This window comes from Haemophilus aegyptius (assembly GCF_900475885.1).
Taxonomy (GTDB): domain Bacteria; phylum Pseudomonadota; class Gammaproteobacteria; order Enterobacterales; family Pasteurellaceae; genus Haemophilus; species Haemophilus influenzae.
Map to the genome: position 1 here is coordinate 1,533,536 of NZ_LS483429.1, position 26,011 is coordinate 1,559,546.

General features: G+C 35.8%; 34 protein-coding genes. 11 read left to right on the forward strand and 23 right to left on the reverse strand.

Going from position 1 to position 26,011, the window contains the following annotated elements; translation table 11 throughout:
* Positions 1 to 5: 5 nt before the first annotated feature.
* Positions 6 to 1,154 (forward strand): restriction endonuclease subunit S, encoded by a 1,149-nt coding sequence (locus tag DQN49_RS08025; protein WP_006995999.1) that lies wholly within the window; start codon positions 6 to 8, stop codon positions 1,152 to 1,154.
* 182 nt (positions 1,155 to 1,336) lie between these two features.
* Here DQN49_RS08025 and DQN49_RS08030 read toward each other — a convergent pair whose 3' ends face one another.
* The gene (locus tag DQN49_RS08030; protein ID WP_006995998.1) at positions 1,337 to 2,290 is read right to left on the reverse strand and encodes an oxidoreductase; all 954 of its coding nucleotides are present in this window, start codon (positions 2,288 to 2,290) and stop codon (positions 1,337 to 1,339) included.
* Between the two features lie 58 nt (positions 2,291 to 2,348).
* Here DQN49_RS08030 and ybaK point away from each other — a divergent pair, with 58 nt between their 5' ends.
* Entirely contained in the window at positions 2,349 to 2,825 is a 477-nt protein-coding gene (ybaK, locus tag DQN49_RS08035; protein ID WP_005631703.1) for a Cys-tRNA(Pro) deacylase, read from the forward strand.
* A gap of 157 nt (positions 2,826 to 2,982) precedes the next feature.
* Here the strand turns inward: ybaK and cspD are convergent, their stop codons facing one another.
* The 5 genes from cspD to thiI form a co-directional block, all read right to left on the reverse strand.
* Positions 2,983 to 3,201 (reverse strand): cold shock domain-containing protein CspD, encoded by a 219-nt coding sequence (gene cspD, locus DQN49_RS08040; protein WP_006995997.1) that lies wholly within the window; start codon positions 3,199 to 3,201, stop codon positions 2,983 to 2,985.
* Positions 3,202 to 3,349: 148 nt separating this feature from the next.
* Entirely contained in the window at positions 3,350 to 3,508 is a 159-nt protein-coding gene (locus DQN49_RS08045; RefSeq protein ID WP_005628875.1) for a YoaH family protein, read from the reverse strand.
* Positions 3,501 to 4,220 carry a tRNA pseudouridine(65) synthase TruC gene (gene truC / locus DQN49_RS08050; protein WP_006995996.1) on the reverse strand — a complete coding sequence of 240 codons (720 nt, stop codon included), beginning with the start codon at positions 4,218 to 4,220 and terminating at the stop codon, positions 3,501 to 3,503. The genes DQN49_RS08045 and truC overlap by 8 nt, the downstream gene beginning before the upstream one ends.
* Positions 4,214 to 4,534, reverse strand: a complete 321-nt coding sequence (locus tag DQN49_RS08055; RefSeq protein WP_006995995.1) for a YqcC family protein — start codon at positions 4,532 to 4,534, stop codon at positions 4,214 to 4,216. The genes truC and DQN49_RS08055 overlap by 7 nt, the downstream gene beginning before the upstream one ends.
* A 14-nt stretch (positions 4,535 to 4,548) precedes the next feature.
* Entirely contained in the window at positions 4,549 to 6,006 is a 1,458-nt protein-coding gene (gene thiI, locus DQN49_RS08060; protein ID WP_006995994.1) for a tRNA uracil 4-sulfurtransferase ThiI, read from the reverse strand.
* A gap of 158 nt (positions 6,007 to 6,164) precedes the next feature.
* On the opposite strand from thiI, the gene xseB reads away from it, so the two are divergent.
* The 3 genes from xseB to dxs are packed head-to-tail and all read left to right on the forward strand — an operon-like array spanning position 6,165 to position 9,226.
* The gene (gene xseB, locus DQN49_RS08065) at positions 6,165 to 6,404 is read left to right on the forward strand and encodes an exodeoxyribonuclease VII small subunit (protein WP_005628882.1); all 240 of its coding nucleotides are present in this window, start codon (positions 6,165 to 6,167) and stop codon (positions 6,402 to 6,404) included.
* Entirely contained in the window at positions 6,404 to 7,294 is an 891-nt protein-coding gene (gene ispA, locus DQN49_RS08070) for a (2E,6E)-farnesyl diphosphate synthase (protein WP_006995993.1), read from the forward strand. Before xseB ends, ispA begins: the two co-directional genes overlap by 1 nt.
* Positions 7,295 to 7,348: 54 nt before the next feature.
* The gene (dxs, locus tag DQN49_RS08075) at positions 7,349 to 9,226 is read left to right on the forward strand and encodes a 1-deoxy-D-xylulose-5-phosphate synthase (protein WP_041175190.1); all 1,878 of its coding nucleotides are present in this window, start codon (positions 7,349 to 7,351) and stop codon (positions 9,224 to 9,226) included.
* A gap of 35 nt (positions 9,227 to 9,261) precedes the next feature.
* On the opposite strand, the gene DQN49_RS08080 is transcribed toward dxs, so the two are convergent.
* From DQN49_RS08080 to rplM, 4 genes are all read right to left on the reverse strand, one after another.
* Entirely contained in the window at positions 9,262 to 9,714 is a 453-nt protein-coding gene (locus DQN49_RS08080) for a ClpXP protease specificity-enhancing factor (protein WP_005652745.1), read from the reverse strand.
* The gene (sspA, locus tag DQN49_RS08085; protein ID WP_005650452.1) at positions 9,714 to 10,352 is read right to left on the reverse strand and encodes a stringent starvation protein SspA; all 639 of its coding nucleotides are present in this window, start codon (positions 10,350 to 10,352) and stop codon (positions 9,714 to 9,716) included. The genes DQN49_RS08080 and sspA overlap by 1 nt, the downstream gene beginning before the upstream one ends.
* A 179-nt stretch (positions 10,353 to 10,531) precedes the next feature.
* Complete coding sequence (gene rpsI / locus DQN49_RS08090; RefSeq protein WP_005631594.1) at positions 10,532 to 10,924, reverse strand: 30S ribosomal protein S9; 393 nt, start codon at positions 10,922 to 10,924, stop codon at positions 10,532 to 10,534.
* A gap of 16 nt (positions 10,925 to 10,940) precedes the next feature.
* Positions 10,941 to 11,369 (reverse strand): 50S ribosomal protein L13, encoded by a 429-nt coding sequence (rplM, locus tag DQN49_RS08095; protein WP_005650450.1) that lies wholly within the window; start codon positions 11,367 to 11,369, stop codon positions 10,941 to 10,943.
* Between the two features lie 463 nt (positions 11,370 to 11,832).
* On the opposite strand from rplM, the gene metF reads away from it, so the two are divergent.
* Positions 11,833 to 12,711, forward strand: a complete 879-nt coding sequence (metF, locus tag DQN49_RS08100) for a methylenetetrahydrofolate reductase (protein WP_005650448.1) — start codon at positions 11,833 to 11,835, stop codon at positions 12,709 to 12,711.
* 88 nt (positions 12,712 to 12,799) lie between these two features.
* Here the strand turns inward: metF and bioD are convergent, their stop codons facing one another.
* The 3 genes from bioD to folE form a co-directional block, all read right to left on the reverse strand.
* Complete coding sequence (bioD, locus tag DQN49_RS08105; RefSeq protein ID WP_005652748.1) at positions 12,800 to 13,528, reverse strand: dethiobiotin synthase; 729 nt, start codon at positions 13,526 to 13,528, stop codon at positions 12,800 to 12,802.
* A 102-nt stretch (positions 13,529 to 13,630) separates the two neighbouring features.
* Complete coding sequence (locus tag DQN49_RS08110; RefSeq protein ID WP_005650445.1) at positions 13,631 to 13,897, reverse strand: YcgL domain-containing protein; 267 nt, start codon at positions 13,895 to 13,897, stop codon at positions 13,631 to 13,633.
* A gap of 60 nt (positions 13,898 to 13,957) precedes the next feature.
* Positions 13,958 to 14,614, reverse strand: a complete 657-nt coding sequence (gene folE / locus DQN49_RS08115; RefSeq protein ID WP_005650443.1) for a GTP cyclohydrolase I FolE — start codon at positions 14,612 to 14,614, stop codon at positions 13,958 to 13,960.
* 137 nt (positions 14,615 to 14,751) lie between these two features.
* Here folE and moeA point away from each other — a divergent pair, with 137 nt between their 5' ends.
* The 3 genes from moeA to DQN49_RS08130 all read left to right on the forward strand — a co-directional run bounded on the left by moeA (position 14,752) and on the right by DQN49_RS08130 (position 17,092).
* Entirely contained in the window at positions 14,752 to 15,966 is a 1,215-nt protein-coding gene (gene moeA / locus DQN49_RS08120; protein ID WP_006995990.1) for a molybdopterin molybdotransferase MoeA, read from the forward strand.
* 3 nt (positions 15,967 to 15,969) lie between these two features.
* Entirely contained in the window at positions 15,970 to 16,701 is a 732-nt protein-coding gene (moeB, locus tag DQN49_RS08125) for a molybdopterin-synthase adenylyltransferase MoeB (RefSeq protein ID WP_006995989.1), read from the forward strand.
* Between the two features lie 67 nt (positions 16,702 to 16,768).
* The gene (locus DQN49_RS08130; RefSeq protein WP_006995988.1) at positions 16,769 to 17,092 is read left to right on the forward strand and encodes an HI1450 family dsDNA-mimic protein; all 324 of its coding nucleotides are present in this window, start codon (positions 16,769 to 16,771) and stop codon (positions 17,090 to 17,092) included.
* A 113-nt stretch (positions 17,093 to 17,205) separates the two neighbouring features.
* On the opposite strand, the gene DQN49_RS08135 is transcribed toward DQN49_RS08130, so the two are convergent.
* From DQN49_RS08135 to DQN49_RS08155, 5 genes are all read right to left on the reverse strand, one after another.
* Positions 17,206 to 17,676, reverse strand: a complete 471-nt coding sequence (locus DQN49_RS08135; protein WP_006995987.1) for a redoxin domain-containing protein — start codon at positions 17,674 to 17,676, stop codon at positions 17,206 to 17,208.
* Positions 17,677 to 17,717: 41 nt separating this feature from the next.
* Positions 17,718 to 18,359 (reverse strand): cytochrome c biogenesis protein CcdA, encoded by a 642-nt coding sequence (locus DQN49_RS08140; protein WP_006995986.1) that lies wholly within the window; start codon positions 18,357 to 18,359, stop codon positions 17,718 to 17,720.
* A gap of 11 nt (positions 18,360 to 18,370) precedes the next feature.
* Positions 18,371 to 19,432, reverse strand: coding sequence for a bifunctional peptide-methionine (S)-S-oxide reductase MsrA/peptide-methionine (R)-S-oxide reductase MsrB (gene msrAB, locus DQN49_RS08145; RefSeq protein ID WP_006995985.1), 1,062 nt, complete (start codon positions 19,430 to 19,432; stop codon positions 18,371 to 18,373).
* Positions 19,433 to 19,626: 194 nt separating this feature from the next.
* Positions 19,627 to 20,133: a DUF2846 domain-containing protein gene (locus tag DQN49_RS08150; RefSeq protein ID WP_050789038.1), complete on the reverse strand. Its 507-nt coding sequence runs from the start codon at positions 20,131 to 20,133 to the stop codon at positions 19,627 to 19,629.
* Positions 20,087 to 20,620: an opacity family porin gene (locus DQN49_RS08155; RefSeq protein WP_006995983.1), complete on the reverse strand. Its 534-nt coding sequence runs from the start codon at positions 20,618 to 20,620 to the stop codon at positions 20,087 to 20,089. The genes DQN49_RS08150 and DQN49_RS08155 overlap by 47 nt, the downstream gene beginning before the upstream one ends.
* A gap of 155 nt (positions 20,621 to 20,775) precedes the next feature.
* On the opposite strand from DQN49_RS08155, the gene DQN49_RS08160 reads away from it, so the two are divergent.
* Complete coding sequence (locus DQN49_RS08160) at positions 20,776 to 21,159, forward strand: helix-turn-helix domain-containing protein (RefSeq protein ID WP_006995982.1); 384 nt, start codon at positions 20,776 to 20,778, stop codon at positions 21,157 to 21,159.
* A 70-nt stretch (positions 21,160 to 21,229) separates the two neighbouring features.
* On the opposite strand, the gene DQN49_RS08165 is transcribed toward DQN49_RS08160, so the two are convergent.
* The 3 genes from DQN49_RS08165 to DQN49_RS08175 form a co-directional block, all read right to left on the reverse strand.
* Complete coding sequence (locus tag DQN49_RS08165; protein ID WP_005693910.1) at positions 21,230 to 21,427, reverse strand: anti-sigma factor family protein; 198 nt, start codon at positions 21,425 to 21,427, stop codon at positions 21,230 to 21,232.
* Between the two features lie 9 nt (positions 21,428 to 21,436).
* Positions 21,437 to 21,982 carry a sigma-70 family RNA polymerase sigma factor gene (locus DQN49_RS08170; protein WP_005652768.1) on the reverse strand — a complete coding sequence of 182 codons (546 nt, stop codon included), beginning with the start codon at positions 21,980 to 21,982 and terminating at the stop codon, positions 21,437 to 21,439.
* Positions 21,983 to 22,200: 218 nt separating this feature from the next.
* Positions 22,201 to 22,884 (reverse strand): Hep_Hag superfamily protein, encoded by a 684-nt coding sequence (locus DQN49_RS08175; RefSeq protein ID WP_006995980.1) that lies wholly within the window; start codon positions 22,882 to 22,884, stop codon positions 22,201 to 22,203.
* Between the two features lie 312 nt (positions 22,885 to 23,196).
* Here DQN49_RS08175 and tdeA point away from each other — a divergent pair, with 312 nt between their 5' ends.
* Positions 23,197 to 24,561 (forward strand): toxin/drug exporter TdeA, encoded by a 1,365-nt coding sequence (gene tdeA, locus DQN49_RS08180; RefSeq protein WP_006995978.1) that lies wholly within the window; start codon positions 23,197 to 23,199, stop codon positions 24,559 to 24,561.
* Positions 24,562 to 24,638: 77 nt separating this feature from the next.
* On the opposite strand, the gene DQN49_RS08185 is transcribed toward tdeA, so the two are convergent.
* On the reverse strand, positions 24,639 to 25,268 hold the full coding sequence (locus DQN49_RS08185) for a histone (RefSeq protein WP_032826282.1): 630 nt from the start codon (positions 25,266 to 25,268) through the stop codon (positions 24,639 to 24,641).
* Between the two features lie 213 nt (positions 25,269 to 25,481).
* Positions 25,482 to 25,976 (reverse strand): phosphohistidine phosphatase SixA, encoded by a 495-nt coding sequence (sixA, locus tag DQN49_RS08190; RefSeq protein WP_006995976.1) that lies wholly within the window; start codon positions 25,974 to 25,976, stop codon positions 25,482 to 25,484.
* Between the last annotated feature and the right edge of the window lie 35 nt (positions 25,977 to 26,011).

Consider the following 26,011-nt stretch of genomic DNA (forward strand, 5'->3'; position numbering starts at 1 on the left):
CTCGCTTGCAGAAATTGGAAGAAGAATTTTTGGCAAGTGGGGGAGAATGGAAAAGAACAATTTTAAAAGATTGGTTTACTATAAAGACTTCTATTAGCTTTGATAAAGGTAATATAGAATTATCAAATAATAGAAACGGTAACAATTATGAGTTTATTGGAAGAACATCGATTAACAATGGTATTCAAGGTTATGTGAAACATTTGGGATTTGAGCCTAATAATGGCAACACATTTTCTGTTATTCAAGTTGGTGAAAATATTGCTCAATTTAGAAAACATAAATGGTATGGTAGCCAAAATTTATTCTTATTAACTCCAAAGTTTGATTGGATTATAAGCCACTATAAATATATGATTGCTTGTATAAATAGTGGGTTAAAAATCTTTGATAAGGATTATTCTAGCTATCCTACAGTGAATACGTTAAATAACTTGGTTATTTTTCTTCCTATAAGAAATGAACAGCCAGATGTTTCTTATATGTATCATTTTATTAGTGAACTGCAAGCGGAACGGTTGCAGGAACTGCAAGCGGAACGGTTGCAGGAACTGCAAGGATACTTGCAAGTAACAGGGCTATCAAACTATACATTGACCGAAGAAGAACAACGAGCGATAGATTCTTTTAGTGAGGTTGATTGGGATGAATTTGCGTTTAGTTCATTATTCGATTCAATTCAACAAGGAGAAAGATTAACAAAGTCTGATCAAATATCTGGATATTTGCCATTTGTTATGTCTGGGATAACAAATACTGGTGTCGTAAAATATATTGGTAATTCTGTTACTCAATTTCCTAAAAATTCAATAACTATTGATATTTTTGGTAATGTGTTCTATCGCTCTATTATTTTTGGTGCGTCTGATGATGTGGGTGTATATTGGAATAGAGAAAATGAGAAAAGCAAAAATGTAATGTTAATACTTGCGGGTAGTATTCAGAAAGCATTAAGAGGTAGGTTTGAATATGGAAATAAATTAAGATCTTCAAAATCCTATAATTTAAAATGCCATTTACCAACCAAAAATAACGATCCTGATTATAAGTTAATGAAAACATTAGGTTCAGCTGTTCAGAAATTAGTTATCGCCGATGTCGTTAAATACGCTGATCGTGAGTTATCGGCTTATCAAAGTGTGATTGGCGAGTAATTTTGTCTTTTCCAACAATTTTACAAGGCTTTGTCATCATCAAGCAAAAAAGAACCCGCACTTGCAGCGGGTTTCTTTTATCGAGAAAATTAAAAATTTAATACTTTGTCAGCTTCCATCCACCATAAGGGGCTGAATGGATAATAAATAGAATATTTTGCATACTATTCTCCTTAATTTCATTAATAACCTTGCTGATAAATTCCTTCCAACAATTTCACTGAAAGTAAAGCGAGATTAAAGCGTTGTTCATCTGCCACAGACCAAAATTCTACGCCATTTTCTACCGCACTTATTTGACTTAAATGAAGTTTTACTGATTCTTCGCCATTTTCTTGTTCTCCATTAAGCACAGGCGTAATTAAGGTTTCTTCTAAAGCGACAAGCTCGCTATTTTGAGGCTGATAGTCGAAATCATAATCTGAAAGTGCGGTGACTTTTTGTGCCAATCCATAAAATACAGGTACTTGGATTGCATGAAATGTAGCACGCTCTAATTGCGGAAAAATTCGTTGTAATTGATTTGATAAATTAGGTGCTTGATGCGGATAAACATCAAAGGCTAAGCGCGTTTCTTCTTCATCCAATGGAATGCCATTTAATAAACGGGCTGTTTGTCCCGCAAGTTTCGTCACGGTTTCCGCATCCGTATAAGAAGCCGGCAATAAAGAGGTGACAAATATTTGATTGAGATTCGTTTCTTGTAAAATCGGGGCAAGCGTTAAAGCAAGTTGGCTTACTTGTGGATCAGGCAAGCTAATAATGTTACGTTGTCTCAGTTCAAATAGTTGTGATTCATTTACCGTTGGAACAACAACAGGCACATCCGAAAGCGCACTGCAAACGCCTAACATATCAATGACAATACAGCCCTGCTCTGCTGCTTGCGCAATATGGGAAACTTGCTCAAGTTTTCCTGCAAAAAAGACATAATTAAAATCAGCCCACTCTACTTCATTTGGCGAAAGTTGTTCAACGCTTTTATTTCGAAAACGAATATTTTGTTCTTCTTCAAAAGGTATTATTTCAACAATAGAAACTTTGCTAATTTCAAGCGCACTTTGTTCGAAACGCTCTACAATTTTTTCACTTAATTCAAATTCTGCTGCTATCGCAATATTTAAGGTTGCGTCCATTTTTCTCTCCGCTGTAAAATAATCAGCATTATTTTACACCAAAACCAGGAACGAAATAATGACACCCGCAATTGATTTACTTAAAAAACAAAAAATTCCTTTTATCTTGCATACTTATGATCATGATCCGAATAATCAACATTTTGGTGATGAGGCGGCCGAAAAATTAGGCATTGATCCTAACCGCTCTTTTAAAACCTTACTTGTGGCGGAAAATGGCGATCAGAAAAAACTCGCTTGTTTTGTGCTTGCAACGGCCAATATGCTGAATTTAAAGAAAGCAGCAAAATCTATCGGTGTGAAAAAAGTGGAAATGGCGGATAAAGATGCAGCACAAAAAAGTACAGGCTATCTTGTAGGTGGAATTAGCCCGCTAGGTCAAAAGAAACGCGTGAAAACCGTGATAAATTCAACCGCACTTGAGTTTGAAACGATTTATGTTTCAGGCGGAAAACGTGGGCTAAGCGTAGAAATTGCACCACAAGATTTAGCAAAAGTATTAGGTGCAGAATTTACTGATATTGTTGATGAATAAGTGATGGACTTATAAATTTAAAGGCGGATTTCTTATTTAATACGAACTAAAAGGACCAAGCTTTTTTTAATCACAAAGCTTAGTCCTTTACTGACTTTCTAACTTTTAATTCTTGTCTTTTAAGTTAGGATTAATAGAAAAAAATTTAGGGTATTTATTATTCTTGAGTATCCGCAATTGGGATTATTTTTGTGGCGTGAGATCCTTTATCGCCGTGGAGAACTTCAAATTGTACTTTTTGACCCACTTTTAATGAACGATAGCCGTCCATTTCAATCACTGAATAATGTGCAAAAATATCGGCATCTACACCTTCTGCGGAAATGAAACCAAATCCTTTTGCATTATTGAACCATTTTACAATACCAATTTCCATAAAAGACCTCTCTAGGCTTCGCCTATTAAAACAATAAATCAACAAGACTCTCGCCTTATTACCTACTAATTAGGTTCGCTATGTTTAAATATTTTGAACGGTTATGCAACGAGCAATATTCAAAAATGATAAGTAGATCACAAAAAATTTAATTTTCTGGAGTTTTTTTATCATTTTTATGAATTTCTCGTAGTGCTTTCGCCACTATTTGAATCGCTTCTCCACTACTAATTCCTTTTGCCATAAGTTCTTGAATTTGTTCAACTGCTTTTTGTTGCTGTTCGTGTGTTAAGTTAATATCAAACATTTTCCCATCCAAATTGATTCATTAATTGCTGCCATTGTTCATCTAAACCTGCTGTAATTGTTATTTGCTCTTTCGTTATTGGATGAATAAAAGACAAACTATCAGAATGTAAAAATAATCGAGAACAACCTAAATGTGACATTAATGCACGATTTTGATGTAAGTCACCATATTGCGTATCCCCTAAAATTGGGTGAAAAATATGTTTCATATGGCGACGTAATTGGTGTTTTCTACCTGTATGAGGGATTAATTTAACTAAAGAATAACGCGCCGTTTGATAACGCCCAGCAGGATAAGGCATTTCGACTATTTTTAATCCTTCATAATCAGTAATCGCTTCTTGAGGCTCTTTATCTTCTTGAGAAAATTTATCTGCGATTTTATCCAATTGAATTTTTAGTGGATAATCTATCCGCTCTTTTCCCTGTAGATACCCACGCACTACAGCCAAATAAGATTTCTGAACACACTTTTGTTCAAACTGTTCACACATTAAATTCGCAATTTCACTGCTCAATGCAAATAACAACACGCCAGATGTCGGTCGATCTAAACGATGAATAGGAAATACATGTTGGCCAATTTGATCTCGCAAGGTTTGCATCACAAATTGAGTTTCGTGAGGATCTAACCAACTACGATGAACCAGCATGCCAGCAGGCTTATTCACCGCAACGAGAAACTCATCTTGATATAAAATTTCTAGCATTGGTTCTTGTTCAGAAGTTCTTCTAAAGCAACTAAAGGAATTAATAGTTGTTGTAACTCATTAAATTCCTTCATTGCTTCTTCAATATAAGGCGAAATGGCAATTTTATTTGGCAAGGCTGAACCACTTTCTAACAATACCTGCATGCGTGGAATAAATACCCACTGTAGCCACTCTTCGGCAGACATCGTATCAATTGAAAAAGGTTCTTCACTTAAAAACGCCTCTGCAGCAGGGGGCATCGTTTGCCATAAATTAAGCTGCTGCATGGTAATTTGAAGCTGTTCAAGATGCTGTTTAGTTTGATTACGCATATTTTATATCCTAATTAATGAATGTTTTTTGCAAATACACGCACATTTGAAAAACCATTTTCTTTCAAATATAAGGCTTGTAATTTACTCATCACACCACGTTCACAATACAACACGTAACTTTTACTTTGATCAAGGCTACCAAATTGAGAAGAAAGTTTGTAGAACGGCATTTGAATGACGTCATGTGTACCTGATTCAAATGGATTTTCATCCGTTTCTTCTGGGCTGCGAATATCCAAAATCACTTCATTTTCACCTAATACAGAAATTGCCTCAACTTCCACGACTTCTTTTTCTGTTTCTTCTGCAATCTGGCGAATATCTAAATATTTCGCATTTTGTACCGCACTTTCAAGAATCTCAAAATTAAAATGCCCTTCTTCTTCTAGAATCTTTTCACGAACAGCTTTAATCGTAGGATTTTTTGAAATCACGCCACAAAATTCAGGCATAGATTTTGCAATATCGTCAGTACCAATTTCTTTCGCCATCGCGATAATTTGTTCTTTATCATGGGTAATTAACGGGCGTAATACTAAGGCATCAGCGGCTTCATCAATCAAGCGTAAATTGGTTAAAGTTTGGCTAGATACTTGCCCTAATGCCTCCCCTGTCACAATCGCTTCAATATTAAAACGTTGAGCGACTTTACTTGCGGCTCGCACCATCATCCGTTTTAATACAACGCCCATTTGTCCGTTATCGACTTTCTCTAAAATCTCACCGACAACTCCCTCAAAGTTAATCGCAATAAAGCGCACTTTATGTGAAGCACTATAGCGTTGCCAAATATGATAAGCCATTTGTTTAACGCCAATTTCATGGACTGTGCCGCCAAGATTAAAGAAACAATAATGAACTCGGGAACCACGACGAATCAACATATAACTCGATACGCCTGAATCAAATCCCCCTGAAATTAAAGAAAGTACATCTTCTTGCGTACCAATCGGATAACCACCAATACCAGCGTGACGTGCTTTAACTAACATCATTTTGTCATCTTCAATATCAATACGAACAGTCACATCTGGATTTTTCAACCGCACTTTTGCACTTTCAATGTGTTGATTTAATCCACCGCCGATATAACGTTCTGCTTCAATCGAACTAAATTTATGTTTTCCTTTACGTTTTACTCGAACGCAAAAGGTTTTGCCTTGAAGTTGTTGTGCGACATCAGCAAGCGTCAATTCAAAAATATGATGTAAATCGGTAAATGGTTTTTCTTCAACTTCTAAAAAATGATGAATACCAGGAATACGTTGTAACAAGGCGATTAATTCTTCACTATTTTCTTCATTTTTTGACCGCACTTCAATGTAATCCCAGTGGCGTACAACTGCAGTTTCTTCATCATATTTCTGTAAAATATTGCGAATATTAGAGGTTAAAATTTTTGCGAAACGTTTACGAACAGTTTCGCTCTTAATCATAATTTCAGGAAAAAGTTTAACGATAAATTTCATATAAATAGTTTAGGTATTTCTTGGGGATTTAAAGTGGCGAGTATTTTACGCAAAGATAGTGAAAAGTCCACTGGTCCTAGCTTGAAATAAATTTTTAACAACTCAAGTAAAATACAGTACAATGGCAAGCAATTTTTACCGTGAAAAAGGATAATTCCATGGCGCGTAAACCCGCATCTTCACAAGATTTTGAAACAACATTAGCGCAGTTAGAAAATATTGTTACACATTTAGAAAATGGAGATCTACCGTTAGAAGAAGCGTTAAAAGAATTTGAACAAGGTGTGCAACTCGCTAAGTTAGGGCAAGAACGTTTACAACAAGCAGAACAACGTATTCAGATCTTATTGCAAAAAACAGAAGACGCGCCACTGAATGATTATGAAGGGAATGCTTAATGGGTCACTTTTCTGAAGAATTACAACAGGTTCAAACTCGTATCAATCGCTTTTTAGAAGCTCAATTTGAGGGCATTGAAAGTCATAATGCGCCTTTGCTTGAGGCGATGGAATACGCATTATTACTTGGCGGTAAGCGAGTTCGACCTTTCTTAGTTTACGCAACAGGTCAAATGCTTGGTGCAGAGAAACAAACCTTAGATTACGCAGCTGCTGCCATTGAAGCCATTCACGCCTATTCCTTAATTCACGATGATTTACCTGCAATGGATGATGACAATTTACGCCGTGGACATCCTACTTGTCATATCCAATTTGATGAAGCTACAGCTATTCTTGCGGGCGATGCCCTTCAAAGTTTTGCTTTTGAAATATTAACTAAAACGCCAAATATTTCTTCTGAACAAAAACTGGCTTTAATTAAAATTTTAGCGCAAGGCGCTGGCGCACAAGGAATGTGCTTAGGGCAAAGTTTAGATCTTATTTCTGAGCATAAACAAATTAGTTTAAACGAATTAGAATTAATCCACCGTAACAAAACGGGCGCATTGCTGATTGCTGCATTAAAATTAGGTTTTATTTGTTCTCCGCATTTTGCTGACAAAACCTTAGAACAATCCTTAACACAATATGCGGAAGCCATTGGCTTAGCCTTTCAAGTTCAAGACGATATTTTAGATATTGAAGGTGATAGCGCAGAAATTGGCAAACAAGTCGGCGCCGATCTTGATTTAGATAAAAGTACATATCCAAAATTACTTGGGTTAAGCGGCGCAAAACAAAAAGCGCAAGATCTATATCAAAGTGCTTTGTCTGAATTAGAAAAAATTCCTTTTGATACGACCGCACTTCGTGCATTAGCTGAATTCATTATTACTAGAAAAAGTTAATACCGACCGCATCAATGCTCACAAAGTGCGGTCAAAAATTATCACGTTTTTAAAATGACTAACAATATGAACAATTACCCCTTATTATCTTTGATTAATTCACCAGAAGATTTGCGTCTTTTAAATAAAGATCAGCTACCCCAACTCTGCCAAGAATTACGCGGTTATCTTTTAGAATCTGTTAGTCAAACTAGCGGGCATTTAGCGTCAGGTTTAGGCACTGTAGAGCTAACCGTTGCACTACATTACGTGTATAAAACACCATTTGATCAGTTAATTTGGGATGTTGGACATCAAGCTTATCCCCACAAAATTTTAACGGGTCGTCGAGATCAAATGTCCACAATTCGCCAAAAAGACGGTATTCATCCTTTCCCTTGGCGTGAAGAAAGTGAATTTGATGTATTAAGTGTTGGTCACTCCTCTACGTCTATTAGTGCGGGATTAGGCATTGCCGTTGCCGCAGAACGAGAAAATGCAGGTAGAAAAACAGTATGCGTAATCGGTGATGGCGCAATTACTGCGGGAATGGCATTTGAGGCATTAAATCACGCGGGGGCATTGCATACAGATATGTTAGTTATTTTAAATGATAACGAAATGTCTATTTCAGAAAACGTTGGCGCATTAAATAATCATCTTGCGCGTATTTTCTCTGGCTCTCTTTACTCTACGCTTCGTGATGGCAGTAAAAAAATCCTTGATAAAGTTCCTCCAATCAAAAACTTTATGAAAAAAACCGAAGAACATATGAAAGGTGTAATGTTTTCGCCAGAAAGTACATTATTTGAAGAACTCGGTTTTAACTATATTGGCCCTGTGGATGGGCATAACATTGATGAATTAGTGGCAACGCTTACGAATATGCGTAATCTGAAAGGCCCACAATTTTTGCATATAAAAACGAAAAAAGGTAAAGGATACGCACCCGCAGAAAAAGATCCGATTGGTTTCCACGGTGTACCTAAATTTGATCCTATCAGTGGCGAATTGCCCAAAAACAATAGTAAACCAACTTATTCGAAAATTTTTGGCGATTGGCTATGTGAAATGGCAGAAAAAGATGCCAAAATTATAGGTATCACACCTGCAATGCGTGAGGGTTCAGGTATGGTAGAATTTTCCCAACGCTTCCCAAAACAATATTTTGACGTAGCGATTGCAGAACAGCACGCCGTCACGTTTGCCACAGGACTTGCAATTGGCGGATATAAACCTGTCGTCGCAATTTACTCGACATTTTTACAACGTGCTTACGATCAATTAATTCACGATGTTGCCATTCAAAATCTCCCTGTGCTATTTGCGATTGATCGAGCAGGGATAGTTGGCGCAGATGGGGCTACACATCAAGGTGCATTCGATATTAGCTTTATGCGTTGCATTCCAAATATGATCATTATGACGCCGAGTGATGAAAATGAATGCCGTCAAATGCTCTATACAGGTTATCAATGTGGAAAACCTGCGGCAGTGCGCTACCCTCGCGGAAATGCCGTTGGTGTAAAACTTACTCCTTTAGAAATGCTTCCTATTGGTAAATCACGTTTAATTCGAAAAGGTCAAAAAATTGCGATTTTAAATTTTGGTACTCTATTACCATCCGCTTTAGAGTTATCAGAAAAACTCAATCCAACGGTTGTCGATATGCGTTTTGTGAAACCGATTGATATTGAAATGATTAATATGCTTGCACAAACTCACGATTATTTGGTCACATTGGAAGAGAATGCAATTCAAGGTGGAGCGGGATCTGCTGTTGCGGAAGTACTAAATTCATCAGGAAAATCAACCGCACTTTTACAACTTGGCTTGCCAGATTATTTTATTCCACAAGCGACACAGCAAGAAGCATTGGCAGATTTAGGATTGGATACAAAAGGCATTGAAGAAAAAATTCTCAACTTTATTGCAAAACAAGGTAATTTATAAAAATAAACGCGATGATAATTTCATCGCGTTTTTTCTTAATCCACAATTCTTAAATGGGAAACTGATTTTGTTTTCTTTTTTTCTTCTCGTTTTTTAGGCTTATCTACTGCTTCATAAAAACCTGTTGGTTGTTCAGTATCTGGCTCGATGTTAAGTTCATCATAAATTTCCTCAGGTTCAAACATCACGCCATCGCCATTCTCACGAGCATAAATCGCAAGGGCTGCACCCATTGGAATATACAGTTCACGAGAAACACCTTTAAAACGCGCATTAAACTGGATGAAATCATTTGTAAGTTGTAAATTGCCCGTAGCACTGGCAGACAAGTTTAATACAATCTGTCCATCTTTTACATATTCGACAGGAACATTCACACCTAAGTAAGTCGCATCAACAACTAAATAAGGCGTAAAACTATTATCTACTAGCCAATCATAATAGGCGCGTAATAAATAAGGGCGTTTAGGGGAAGATTTATGTTCCATTATTTATCATCCATTAAATTTTTTGGTGCAGCTTCACCTACAGATTGCAAAAAAGAATCACGTGTAAACACACGTTCCATATAAGCTTTAATCGCTTTACTTCCTGTGCCTGTAAATTCCACACCTAAATGTTTTAATTTCCATAATAATGGTGCAACATAGCAATCAACCAAACCAAATTCTTCATTCATAAAATAAGGCATCTGTTGAAAAATTGGTGCAATCCCCAATAGTTCTTCTTTTAACTGTTTTAATGCTGAAGTTTTTTCTTTTTCTGTGCCATTTTCTGCTTTTGCAAGGGTTGGATACCAATCTTGTTCAATACGTAACATTAAAAGTCGATCTTTAGCACGAGAAACAGGATACACTTGCATTAATGGAGGATGTGGAAAACGTTCATCAAGATATTCCATTATGATGCGCGAATTAAATAATACGAGATCACGATCAACCAACGTAGGCACAGTGCCGTATGGATTTAATTCCATTAAATCTTCTGGTAGAGCTTGCAAATCAACTTCTGCGTTTTCATAAAGCACACCTTTTTCTGCCAAAACAATTTTTACCTGATGGCAATAAATATCATCTTTATTTGAAAAAAGGGTCATTACTGAACGTTTACTTGATGCGCTGGACATTTATTCCTCCGAAGATCCAAAAATATTCTAGGTTTTTAAGGGGCAACATTTTACCATAAAGCATTACCTATTTGCCAATATAATCTTTTTTATTGTTTTATAATCAATAAGTTAGAGTAACTCAAATAATAAAAAAGCAGAGATTTCTCTCTGCTTTTCTTTTGAAACGAAAATAAAAATTAACGTTTTGAGTATTGTGGACGACGACGTGCTTTGTGTAAACCCACTTTTTTACGTTCAACGCGACGTGCGTCACGAGTAACGAAACCAGCTGCACGAAGTGCTGGGCGTAATGTTTCATCGTATTCCATCAATGCACGAGTGATACCGTGACGGATTGCACCCGCTTGACCAGAAATACCACCACCTTTAACAGTGATGTATAGGTCTAATTTATCAGTTAATTCAACCAACTCTAATGGCTGACGTACTACCATACGTGCTGTTTCGCGACCAAAGTAAACATCTAATTCACGTTGATTGATAGTGATTTTACCACTGCCCGGTTTGATAAATACACGAGCTGAAGAGCTTTTGCGGCGACCTGTGCCGTAGTTTTGATTCTCTGCCATTTTCTAAACCTCGTGATTAAATATCTAATACTTGTGGTTGTTGTGCTGCGTGTTGGTGTTCTCCACCTGCATACACTTTTAATTTACGGAACATTGCACGGCCTAATGGACCTTTTGGCAACATACCTTTAACCGCAATTTCAATCACTGCTTCAGGACGGCGAGCGATCATTTCTTTGAAAGTCGCTTGTTTAATACCACCTACATAGCCAGTGTGCCAGTAGTAAAGTTTATCTGTTTCTTTACGACCAGTTACTGCCACTTTGTCTGCGTTGATAACGATGATGTAATCACCAGTATCTACGTGTGGAGTGTACTCAGCCTTGTGTTTACCACGAAGACGACGTGCTAATTCAGTCGCTAAACGACCTAAAGTTTTACCTGTCGCATCTACTACGTACCAGTCGCGTTTAACCGTTTCTGGTTTTGCTACAAAAGTTTTCATTAATTAATTACCAAAAATTAGTTTGATACCCAGTGTTCTTATGAACACAACCATTAATCTTAATCGCCACCCCTTCGAGTGCGATCTCGATAAAATAATGTACGATGGGAATTCGCACATTTACAGGGTCGGCGTATTATACTCGTTTTTTCATAAAATGCTAATTTTTTGCGCTAAAAAACAAATCTATTGTATTTATTTAACACGCATTTATCTTTCTATAAAAATACACAAAAAATTACCGCACTTTCTTTTTCGTTGTAAAATGGGATAAATCATTGCTAACAAAAGTGCGGTAGTTTTGAGTATGTGTTGATCTAAAAATTAGTTATTATTGAACAATAATTATCCACTTATTGAATTATTAATAATAATCATACTTTTAATGAATAAATTGAAATTGACTCATATTAAAACCTATTTTATTGTACAAATACTATTTTAGAATCCTAAAGGAAGCCTTATGAGCTACGCGAAAGAAATTGATACATTAAATCAACATATTGCAGATTTTAATAAAAAAATTAATGTCTCCTTTGAATTTTTTCCACCTAAAAACGAAAAAATGGAAACCCTTCTATGGGATTCAATTCATCGTTTAAAAGTATTAAAGCCTAAATTTGTGTCAGTCACTTACGGCGCAAATTCGGGAGAACGTGACCGCACTCACGGCATTGTGAAAGCCATTAAACAAGAAACTGGCTTAGAAGCCGCACCGCATTTAACTGGAATTGATGCCACACCTGAAGAATTAAAACAAATTGCGAGAGATTATTGGGATAGTGGTATTCGCCGTATTGTTGCGTTACGCGGTGACGAACCTAAAGGTTACGCGAAAAAACCATTTTATGCGTCAGATCTTGTGGAATTACTCCGTTCTGTCGCTGATTTTGATATTTCTGTAGCCGCTTATCCTGAAGTTCATCCAGAAGCAAAATCCGCACAAGCAGACTTAATTAATTTAAAACGTAAAATTGATGCAGGTGCAAACCACGTCATTACACAATTTTTCTTTGATATTGAAAACTACCTGCGTTTTCGTGATCGTTGTGCATCAATTGGTATTGATACTGAAATCGTACCCGGTATTTTACCTGTTACTAATTTTAAACAACTCCAAAAAATGGCATCATTCACTAATGTGAAAATTCCAGCGTGGTTAGTTAAAGCCTATGATGGTTTGGATGATGATCCAACTACACGTAATCTTGTAGCAGCAAGTGTTGCAATGGATATGGTAAAAATTTTATCTCGCGAAGGCGTGAATGACTTCCACTTTTATACATTAAATCGTAGTGAATTAACTTATGCTATCTGTCATATGTTAGGTGTAAGACCTTAATTATCACAATAATATATTTCTTTTCAAACACAAAATAAGGGCGATATTTCGCCCTTATACAAAACTAAAAAAATTCAACCGCACTTTATTATTTTATGAACTCTGTTTGCATATACATTAATCGATCTATATTCGTTAAATAATGCCCTAATTCTTGTTCTTCGGGTTTATGTAAATAAGGAATTTTACCTAAAAGCGGCGCATCAATATGTTCAACAAGTAAATCAACAATTTCTGCATAATGGCTTAATAATGGATTAATTCGATTTGCTATCCAACCTAATAACGGCACACCCAATTGTTGGATAACCTTTACCGTCAATAAAGCGTGATTTACGCAACCATCTTTAATTCCAACTACAAGTACTACTGGCATTTTTCGTTGAGTAATCCAATCTGCAAAACTTTTTCCTTCTGCCATTGGTGTCATTAAACCAAAAGATCCTTCCACCACAACAGATTGATAAGTTTGATTCAAACGCGTTAAATCACAATTAATTTTATCTAATTTAATCCGCATTTTATCTTGTGTGAGCATGGGTGCACAGTGGCTAAAAGTATAACTATTAATATCCTGATAAGACACATTTTCTTTTGTTGAATGCATCAGCGTTAATACATCAGCATTTACGAAATGATCATAATCAGATGTATTTTCTGATTGCGCAACAGGATAAATACTCTCTTCTCCACAACAAGCAATAGGTTTATAGCCGACAACTTGCACTCCCTGCCCTTGCAAGGCTTGAATCATTGCGCGCGCTGCTGTTGTTTTCCCTACATTCGTATCTGTCCCTGCGACAAAAAAGCTACTCATTTTTTTCTCCTTTAAAAAGTGCGGCGGATTTTAAAGGAATTTTTTATTTAATAATTTGAGATAACGCAAATTTTCACTTTTTTTATCTTATAAATAGACAAATTATTTGATCTCACTCAAGCTATTAAATAAACCATCATCTTGTTTTGCTATTTGTAAGTAAAATCCTTGGCGTTTAATTGTTTCCAATACTTCATTACAATCTACATTGTGTAGTGCTTTACGCCCAAGCAGATTAAACATCATCACTAATTCTGGTTTACCAAAATGTTCGAGTAAAACGCTGGGAACTGAAGAAAAATCCTCTCTATTGGCAACATAAAGGTAACTTCCTAACTTCTTTTTACTTTTATAAATGGCACATAGCATATTTAATTTCCCGAAATAAAAATCCGCACATTTTACGTGCGGATTACAATTTATCATTTCCTATTTTTGAACTGTAGCTAAAAATTCTTTACGAGTATCTCTATCTTCTAAGAATACGCCACCATAAGCAGATGTGACAGTATAACTATTCGTATCTCTAATACCACGCGCTTTCACACAGAAATGGGTCGCTTTCACATATACCGCCACATCATCGGTTTCAAGAATGGTTTGAAATGCTGTCAAAAGTTGCTCAGTTAAGCGTTCTTGAACCTGTGGACGTTGCGCAAAAAATGAAACGATTCGATTAATTTTAGAAAGACCAATCACCCAATCTTTTGGATAGTATGCCACACAAACTTTACCATCAATCGTCACAAAATGATGTTCACAAGTGCTTGTTAGCGTAATGTCATTCACTTGCACCATTTCGCTGACTTTCATTTGATTTTTGATTTTTGTCATCTTTGGAAAATTCGCATAATCCATTCCACTAAAAATCTCATCAATAAACATTTTAGCTAAACGATTTGGCGTTTCTTCTAAACTATCATCTCGCAAATCTAATCCAATCAGCTTCATTACTTCATGCATGTGTTTTGCAATGCTTTCTCGGCGTTCATTTTTAGCCTGTGTTGGATCAATCATGGGTGTCTCAATACCTTTTTCAATCAAGGCATTTCTTACATTCTGTGCATCCAGTGAAATTTTGCTCATAATAGTCTTTCCTAAAAAAATAATCGGCTATTCTAGCAAAGGATAATAGGATGGTAAAATGAGAAAAATTGCAAATTTGAATGAATTAGGCTTTAGATATAGAATAGCTGACAAATTTTATCAAATAAGGATTTTCTATGCTTACATTGGATCAAGCTCGCTCGAAAATACTTGAACAGCTTCCCTTCCCGACTCAAACTGAATACCTAAATTTACAAGAAGCCGCCAATCGAATTTGTGCAGAAGATATTATTTCGCCTATCAATATTCCCTCTTTCGATAACTCAGCAATGGATGGTTATGCTGTACGTTTATCGGATTTACAACAATCTTTAACCCTTTCAGTGGCAGGGAAATCTTTTGCAGGTAATCCATTCCAAGAAGAATGGCCCTCAAAAAGTGCGGTCAGAATTATGACTGGCGCGATGATTCCTGAAGGCGCAGATGCAGTGATAATGCAAGAGCAAGTAACACTCAATGAAGACGGCACCGTCACTTTTAGTGAATTACCTAAACCAAATCAAAACATCCGTCGTATTGGTGAAGATGTAAAGAAAGGCGATGTGGTATTAGAACAAGGCGCACCGCTTACCCCAGTTTCCTTGCCATTATTAGCCTCTCTAGGCATTGCAGAAGTAAAATGCTATCGTCAATTAAAAGTCGGTGTACTCTCAACTGGCGATGAACTTGTGGAAGTTGGCAAACCATTACAAAGTGGGCAAATCTACGATACCAATCGTTTCACTGTAAAATTATTACTCGAAAAACTACACTGTGAAGTCATTGATTTAGGACTATTACCTGATAACGAAGCTGAATTTGAAAAAGCATTTATTGCCGCACAAAGCCAATCCGATTTAGTGATTACCAGTGGCGGTGTTTCCGTTGGTGAAGCGGATTTCACTAAGGCGGTATTGGAAAAAGTAGGCAAAGTAAATTTCTGGAAAATTGCAATCAAACCGGGCAAACCATTCGCTTTTGGTAAATTAGAAAATGCTTGGTTCTGTGGTTTACCCGGCAATCCTGTTTCCGCATTAGTAACATTTTATCAACTTGTTCAGCCATTAATCGCTAAACTTCAAGGCCAAAAACAATGGAAAAAACCACCGCACTTTTCAGCCATTGCTACAATGAATTTGAAAAAAGCAGTGGGACGTTTAGACTTCCAACGGGGTTTTTATTACATCAATGAACAAGGTCAAATTGAAGTGCAATCAGTAGGTTTTCAAGGCTCTCATCTCTTTAGTGCTTTTGTAAAAAGCAATTGTTTTATCGTGTTAGAACAAGAACGTGGCAATGTCTCTGCGGGCGAAACAGTGACAATTGAGCCTTTCAATCATTTATTAGGATAACAAATGATCGAACTTAGTCACGAAGAAGAATTGCGTTATAACCGCCAAATTATTCTTAAAAGCATAGATTTTTATGGGCAAGAAAAACTCAAAGCAAGCAAAATGCTGATCGTTGGGCTTGGCGGCTTAGGCTGTGCAGCCAGTCAATATCTCGCTGCGGCAGGCATTGGCAATTTAACACTGTTGGATTTCGACACAGTTTCTCTTTCAAATCTTCAACGCCAAGTCTTGCACAGTGATGCACGCTTAAATATGCCCAAAGTAGAGTCAGCTAAAATTGCACTGAAACAAATCAATCCACATATAAAAATTGAGACCATTAATGCGAAATTAGATGAAGAAAAACTCGCTGAAATCATTCCGCACTTTGATATTGTTTTAGATTGTACAGACAATGTAGAAATCCGTAATCAATTGGATCGCCAATGTAATAATGCAAAAGTCCCACTTATTTCTGGCGCAGCGATTCGGATGGAAGGTCAGGTTTCCGTTTTCACTTATGAACCGAATACGCCGACTTATCGTGATCTCAGCAAATTATTTGGACAAAATATATTAAGCTGTGTGGAAGCAGGCGTGCTTGCACCAATCGTCGGCATTGTTGGCAGTATTCAAGCCTTAGAAGCGATTAAAGTGCGGTTAAAAATCGGTAAGAATTTGTGTGGACGCTTATTGATGATTGACGGTTTTTCGATGAATATCCGAGAAATTAAACTTCCAACCAATATGGAATAAAACGCTTAAAAAGAGAAAGAAATTTAACCGCACTTTTATTAACCATAACCTTTACTATAAAAACACTATGGCAACAGAAATTAAAAAACTTGATCCAGATACAGCCATTGATATTGCTTACGATATTTTCTTAGAAATGGCTGGGGAAAATTTAGATCCTGCCGATATTCTTCTATTCAACTTACAATTTGAAGAACGCGGTGGTGTAGAATTTGTTGAAACCGCCGATGATTGGGAAGAAGAAATTGGTGTACTGATTGACCCAGAAGAATACGCTGAAGTATGGGTGGGCTTAGTCAATGAGCAAGATGAAATGAATGATGTCTTTACTAAATTCTTAATTTCTCACCGAGAAGAAGATCGCGAATTTCACGTTATTTGGAAAAAGTAACGATAACGTAAAAATAAGGGAAATCATCTGATTTCCCTTTTCCTTTCGCTTAAAATTAACAAGCCATCAAATTGGAAATAAAAAGCGGCTTAAAAATAAGCCGCTTGTCATCGTTATTTTTCAGCAAACACTCGAATTTGCTCTGCACCTAAATGTCCTGGTACGGTTTTTTTCAGGTTTAAATCACTATCTAAAAAGAGATTAAACGGGTAGCCACGCACTCTTGCTTTATCAATGATCTCGCCTTTTTCATCTAAAAGCACCGTGATATTTTTATATTCTAATCCCTTGTACCACTCAATAAAATCAGCGGTGTCTTTTTCGCCTTTGTGATCGGGCGAAACAATGGTAATCACTTCAAAATTGCGATTTTTTTCCGCACTTAAATCATCAATTTCAGCTAATCCTGCCAAACAAATCGGACACCAAGATGCCCACATTTTTACATACACGGGTTTGCCTTTATATTGGCTTAAAGTAACTGGCTGATTGTTTAAATCTTTGAGTTGCACATCCGCCAAATTAGTTTGTGCAAAAGCGTTTAGGCTGAATGCCATTAGAAATATTGATAATAGTTTTTTCATTGCTTTTTCCTTTTATAAATTTCTTTTGTTGAGGTTATGTTTTACGAAAAATTATTCGTAATCAATAAAATACCCATCACGATAATTAAAATTCCGCCACCGATTTTAAATTTGTCTAAGTGTTTATTTAACCCTTTAGCACGTTTTAGCAAGCTGTCTGAGAAGAATGAAAATAATACAAACGGCGTTGCCAAGCCTAAAACATAAACGAACATCATTGATGCACCGTAAAGTGCGGATCCTTCATCGCCTGATAAAGCTAACACGGAAGCCAAAATCGGGCCAATACAAGGTGTCCAACCAAGGCTAAAGATTAAACCAAGCACAAATGCCTCAAGTGCGGTTGATTTTCCTGATGTTTTTATTTCCACCAATTTTGTGCGTTCCAACAAACCAATTTTGAAAATGCCAAGTTGATGAATACCCAAAATAATCACAATAATGCCAGCGATAATGCGGGTGGTGTTACTAAATAAAATATTCCCTAAAAAACCAAAACTAAAGCCTAAACTGACAAATGTAAGGGAAAGCCCTAAAATAAATAAAAAAGTATTTAGGACTTTTTTACCGCCTTTACTCAAAATACCAAAATAAATTGGAATAATCGGGAAAATACAAGGCGAAAGAAAAGAAGCAAGCCCCGCTAAAAATACAGTTCCAATAAGGAGTTGTTGATCTAACATCCTGTCTCCCCTTATTTTTTAATGGATTGAATCAAATATCCATATCCTGCCTTTTCCATTTCTGCTAACGGAATAAATTTAATTGATGCACTGTTAATACAATAACGCAAACCGCCTTTATCTTTCGGACCGTCATCAAAAACGTGACCCAAATGGGCATTGCCCGCACGACTTAACACCTCGGTACGTTGCATATTGAAGCTGTTGTCAGTTTCATAATGCACTACATCTTTAATGATCGGTTTCGTAAAACTTGGCCAGCCACAACCTGATTCAAATTTATCATTTGAAGAGAAAACAGGCTCGCCTGTAGTGACATCAACATAAATACCAGGTTGGAAGTTATCCCAATATTCGTTACTAAAAGAGCGTTCAGTATGTTTATTTTGAGTAACGGAATATTGCAACGGTGTCAATTTCGCTTTGAGTTCTGCATCACTCGGTTTCGGATAATCTTTCTCATCAATCACAGGTTCATCAGCTTTGGTAATATCAATATGGCAGTAGCCATTTGGATTTTTCTTCAAATAATCCTGATGATATTCTTCTGCTACGATGTAATTTTTAAGTGGTTGCACCTCAATTTGTACTGGTTTTTTATATTTGGTTTGAAGCTGGGTGAGTGCTTGTTCGATCACCGCTTTATCTGCTCCATCTTGATAATAAATCCCTGTGCGATATTGTCTACCACGGTCGTTACCTTGTTTGTTTACGCTGGTTGGATCAATCACTTTAAAATAATATTTAAGCAATTTATCTAACGAAATTTGGTTTGCATCGTAAGTGACTTTTACCGTTTCTGCGTGATCGGTTAGCCCAATCATCTGATAACTGGTTTTCTCTGTATTACCATTTGCATAGCCAGAAATCGCATCTTTCACACCGTGAATACGCTCCATATATGCTTCCATACCCCAAAAACAGCCGCCAGCAAGATAAATTTCTCGAATGTTTTGTGTATTTTCCATTGCCATTTTTTGTTCTCCAGATGATGATGTTGAATTTTGTATTGCTAAAGTTGGTGCTGCACAGCAAAGTGCGGTAATAAATAGAAATGTTTTTGATAGTTTCATTGTTTTTCCTTATGATGTGAAAATTAACGTTACATAAGGTTAGACGGCGGATAATCCGATTTCTTACAGATTTTTTTACTTAAGTTTGAATTGTGGTAGAAAATAAGAGGGGAATTTTAAATAAAAAAGACTAAGTCTAAATTAAATATAGACTTAGTCTTGTTTAAATAAAATGATGTTGTTAGAGCAGAATTTTAATGACTTACTGCCATATTTAGTTTAGAAATAGCCTTCTTACCTTCTTCTTCAGAAACTTGTTCTAAATTTGCACCGCCTACAAATACACCAAATTTAATATATTGACGAATAAAATAGTTTTTACCACTTTCAGTTTTAATGTTTAAATCATTATTACTGAATTCGGATTCAGTTGAAATTTTATGCTCTCCCGCTTTAATGGTTTTATAAAAAAATACATCAGGAGCAGACTCACCTATAAATTTATCGTCAATATAGAGATCTTTCTTTAAAGCTTTTCCTATAAAAGAATCACGGTAGATATATAATCCTGAATTTCCTTTTTCGGGAGATCTGAATTGTTTGGCGGTATTACTTTCTTCAACAGAAGCCATAGGAACGGTTGCACAAGCTGAAAGTAATAACGCTACCCCTATAATTGATGCTCTTGCAAATAACTGTTTCACAAAATACCCATTAGAAACTAAAACGTAAACCAGCCTTAACGCCCACATCAGAAACATCTGAGGCTAAATGGTTATATTCAATATTAGTATTAAGTGCCACGTTATCAGTTAATTTATATTGAACACCAGCTAATGCACCAATGCCTATGCTCGTTCCGGTTGCAAAATCTATGCGATAATATCCTGCATTTGCAGTTACATCCCCTTCATTGGCAGATACACGGACACCAACATAAGGTTTGAAATCGGCTAAGTCAAAATCATAAAAACCAGTGAAGCCTAATGATTTACCTTTAAGAGATACATCTGCAACATCAGCATAATTTGCAGTTACTTTTCCGTAGTTTGTATAATCTACGGCTAAACGAAAGTTCTTATCAAAAGCATAGCCAACACTAATTCGTTGGGTAAAAGATGGACTGTCTGAACTATTTAAATCAGTAATATCAATTTTTGAAGCACCTAAATCGCCTTGAACATACCATTGAGCTTGAGCTGATAGTGCTAAAGTAGATAACATAGTTACAATAAGTAATTTTTTCATAGATTAAGACCTCTAAATGTGTGAAAATACATCAGTTGCATAAGTAAATGCGGGTAAATTTTATGGAAATTTAACCAGCAAAAACAGCAACAAAAAGGACAAAATAGCACCTAATTTCGGCAAAAATTGCTCAATTTCGAAAGGATTAAATTTAGATGGGAATGCACGATAAAATTCGTATGATGAGAGAGCTTCGTCAATTATCGCAAGAAGATATGGCTGAGAAAATGAATATGTCGCCAAGTGGTTATGCCAAGATTGAACGAGGTGAAACTCGCCTACAATACGATAAATTAGTGCAAATTGCTCAGATATTTAATGTGAGTTTATCTGATCTTGTTGATAATGATAAAGGTGTTATCTTCTTTATGAATAAAAATGGAAATAATACTTCTGCAAATTATTATAGCGGTGATCACTCTATAATGTTTGAAATTGAAAAATTAAAATTACAACTTATTCATAAAGATGAATTATTAGCGCAGAAAGAAAAAGAATTAGAAACGCTTAGAAAAATGATTTCATTATTAGAAAAGTGAAATAAAGTATTTTTAACAATAAGCGGTTGAAGCTGTAAAATATTTTGCAAATTCAACCGCTTATTTTTTGCTACCTATCAGTTAATTCTATAGATGGTTCGGCATCCCTAAATTGCTTCATCATCTCGCTTAAGGTTTTGCAATTTCTTTGAAAACGACGACAATGTGGGCAGGTAACTAAATGAACTCTTAACCCAACTTTTTCTTGTATATCTAATGAACGTTCGTGCGATTCGGAAATCATTCGAGTGGCTTGGTGACAACGCATAATTTTCTCCTAAAGTTTTTTTGAAAGACAGTTTTGCAACTGTAAACGAGCCCGATAAAGGGTGGTATGTAAATTAGACGAAGTTAAATGTGTTTCTTGACAAATTTCTTCAGATGAAAGCTCTAAAAACTCTCGCATCATAAAAATTTTTGCCTGTTTAGCAGGTAAACAAGTCAAACAAGTTTCAAAAATCAGCCAAAATTCATCGGAATAAACCGTTTCTTCTTCGCCTTGTAATTCACTCGGGTGATATTCTGGTTTCCAATGCCCCTTTTCATCAAAAAATGAATTATTAGTATTTTCATCTTCAAGTTCACTTTCTAAAACAAACCGCCCTTTCTGACGTAAATAATCAATAATCTTATTTTTAAGAATCGCAAAAATCCAAGTCTTAAATGCAGATTGACGCTTAAAATTAGCGAGATTTTTGAATGCACTTAAAAAAGCTTCTTGTACTAAATCTTCAGCAAGATCGGCTTGATTTACTTGCAATTGTGCAAATGTCAGCATTTGAGTGCGAATTTGCTGAAGCTCAAGATCAGAAATAACATTCATTTTAATTCCTTTAAAACTTATGTAAGAAATGAAACTCACTTCTTTTAACAAACTAAGGTAGCTATTTTTACACTCAAAAAAGGAAATTTAAAATGAAAAATTTTACATTGAATCTATTTTTCGAAGTTAGGAAAAAATCAGGTGTTTAAGAAAAGAATAATTGATACCGCTTTTTAACATGATATTTGCTTGTGTAGCCGACACCAATTGCCATCGCATTACAAACCGCCCACCGCAGCAGAAAAACTCGCTTTTCCAACCACTTGTGGCAATACTAAACCAAAAAGGGCGTTAGCTGCTGCTAAACCACGTTCTAATTTACTGTCTAATTTCCCTAATTTGCCATTTAACTCGTTAAAGCCTGATTGGAAATTATTCATTTGAGTTTGTAACGTGCCTAATTTGAGATCGGTATATTGATTTGCATCTGCTAAAGTTTTTGCATCGCCATCTTCCATTTGTTTTTTATTTACTGCATCAGTGTCTTTTTCGGTTGTTTTTACATTAGCAACATATCTTTCTGTACCTTCTCTACCAAAAGAAACTTCATTTTCTCTTGTAGTTTCTGAACTATATCCTACAGCAATAGAGTTGTTATATTTAGCTTTTGCTTTGTTACCTAGAGCAATAGCATTTTCTACTTCATTAGTACCAGTTTCATTTTTAGCCTCACTTTCATAACCTATAGCAATGTTATATGAACCTTCAACCTTATTTGACACCCCCAATACTGTATTATATATACCATCTTTGTAAGTCCTAAAGTCTTCGGCTTTTTTACTATTAATTGTATTATTCTTTAAATTACCAATGATCAGGCTATACGCCCCAAACTCTTTAATGCCGTAATTCGTACTAATTGAATTGTCACTCGCCGCAAAGGCTTGAGAAGAGATCAGCAAACTGCTGATAAGTGAAGCTGTCGTGGTTAGCTTGACAGATGAAAAGAAAAGATTAGCATTGCTTGCTTTCAGAATTGTAATAAAACATATTATATCCTCCTAGGATAAAACAAAAAAGAAGCGTGACTTTACGTTAAATAAATTGATGTAAAGGAAATACAAATTTTTTCGTGCAAATTCCAATATTTAACTTTAAAATACTTGCCTCTGAACAAACATTCATTATAAATAAAAGTCACAATATTTATTTTATAAATAAAAAAGTGCGGTTAAAATCATCCGCACTTTTTAGTTCGTAGAAAGGAAAATTCAATGTTTAAAATGAAAAATATCACGCTTGCTTTGTTGATGTCTGGTGCATTGGTGGGATGTGCCAATATTGGCGATTCTTATCAAGCAAGCCTTGAAGATTACAAGCAATATGAAGAAATTACCAAGCAATATAATGTAAAAGAAAATTGGTGGTCGTTATATGATGATGCGCAATTAAATCGCGTAGTAGAACAAGCATTAATAAACAACAAAGATTTAGCTAAAGCAGCCGTGGCGGTAAACCGTGCGCTTTATAGTGCGAATTTAGTGGGTGCAAATTTAGTGCCTGCATTTAATGGTTCAACTTCATCTGCGGCACAACGTCGAGTTGATATCAGTACAAACTCTGCCATTTCACACAAAGGTTCTTTAAATGTGAGCTATACATTAGATCTGTGGCAACGTTTGGCCAATACTGTTGATGCGGCGGAATGGTCGCACAAAGCAACTGCAGAAGATATGGAATCGGCTCGTTTATCATTAATCAATTCTGTAGTAACAACTTATTATCAAATTGCTTATTTAAATGATGCAATTAGCACAACCAACGAAACGATCAAATATTACACGGATATTGGCAATATTATGCAAACGCGTTTAGCGCAAGGCGTGGCTGATACAGCCAGCGTTGATCAAGCACAACAAGCCATATTAATGGCGCGTAATAACAAATTAAATTTTGAAACCCAACGCAAAACAGCAGAACAAACACTGCGTAATCTTCTCAACCTAAAACCAAATGAAGCATTAAATATCACGTTCCCTCACATTATGAATGTGAAAATTGCTGGGGTGAACTTGAATGTACCAGTATCTGTGATTGCAAATCGTCCTGATGTAAAAGCAGCACAATTCCGTTTAAGCAGTGCATTCAAAAATGCCAAAGCAACTCAAAAAAGTTGGTTCCCAGAGGTTAATTTAGGTGCAAGCCTTTCTTCAACAGCAAGCACGGTTGGTACGGCGTTACATAACCCTGTGGCTGCTGGCACTGTAGGAATTAGCTTGCCATTCTTAAATTGGAACACCGTAAAATGGAACGTTAAAATTTCTGAAGCTGACTATGAAACAGCTCGTTTAAATTACGAACAACGTATTACCACGGCTCTCAATAATGTGGATACCAACTATTTCGCATTTACCCAAGCGCAAAGTACATTAAGTAATTTACAGCAAACCCATAGTTACAATCAGCGTATCACGCAATATTATCGAAACCGCTATAATGCGGGCGTATCCGAATTGCGCGAATGGTTAGTTGCAGCCAATACGGAAAAATCATCACAACTTGCGATTTTGAATGCAAAATATCAAGTGCTGCAAAGTGAAAATGCGGTATATAGCTCAATAGCGGGATATTATTTGTAAAAATCAAATTGGATTAATCTATAAAAAATCCCTGTTAAATTTCTTTAACAGGGATTTTGTTATTTAAATTAAACCTATTATTTTGTCGCTTCTTTCACTGCATCTACTGCTTGAGTTGCTTTTTCTGAAACCGCCTCTTTCATTTCAGTTGCTTTTTCTTTCATTTCGCCTACTTTTTCTGATGCAGCTTCTTTCATCTCACTTGCTTTTTCTGATGCTGCTTCTTTCATTTCGCCTACTTTTTCTGATGCAGCTTCTTTCATCTCACTTGCTTTTTCTGATGCTGCTTCTTTCATTTCGCCTACTTTTTCTGATGCAGCTTCTTTCATTTCACTTGCTTTTTCTGATGCTGCTTCTTTCATCTCATTTACTTTTTCTGATGCTGCTTCTTTCATTTCACTTGCTTTTTCTGATGCTGCTTCTTTCATCTCATTTACTTTTTCTGATGCTGCTTCTGTTGCTGATTTAATTACTTCTTTCGCATCTTCCACTTTCTCTGCTGCTTTATTTTTCACGTCTGTAGAAAGCTGCTGTGCTTTTTCCTTTACTTCAGTCATTGTATTAGCTGCAGCATCTTTTGTTTCTGATGCGACTGATGCTACAGTTTGTTTCGTATCCTCAACTTTTTGTTTTGCTTCTTGCTTATCAAAACAACCCGCCACTGCTAAAGCTGAACCTAAAACCAATGCTAATGTTAATTTTTTCATTATTTTCTCCATAGAATAATTTGATTATTACAAAGCCCTATTACTTTGATGCAGTTTAGTTTACGGGAATTTTCATAAAAAGAAAAACAATAATAGTAAAACTTTACCTTTCTTTAAAAAGATTACTTTATAAAACAACATCTAAGATATTGATTTTTAATAGATTATATAAAAACCAATAAAAATTTTATTTTTTGTAAAAAAAAGAATAGTTTATTTTAAATAAATTACAGGAGATGCTTGATGCATCAATATTTCTGATTTATTACCATCCCATAATAATTGAGCAATAGTTGCAGGGTAAAATGATATTGGATTTCGTTTTCCATACAGTTCAGCAACAATTTCTCCCACTAAGGGCAAATGGGAAACAATCAATACAGATTTAACACCTTCGTTTTTTAGCACTTCTAAATAATCAATTACGGAATGTGCATATCCATAAGGCGTAATCCCCTCCCAAATTTCAAATTTATTTTCTAACTCCAAATCAAACGCTTGATTAACTTGATGAAAGGTTTCTTGAGCTCTGACATAAGGGCTCACTAAAATACGGTCTAGTGAATTAATTACTAGCGTGCTTAAATGCTGTTTTAACCACTGCCCTTGTAAAAAAGCCTGTTTAGAACCATAAACAGTTAAATGGCGAGCTTTATCACTATTAGCCATCACTTCCGCTTCGCCGTGACGCATAATAAAAATGTTCATTTTGCTTTCCTAAAAACTTTATAAAAATAAACCGC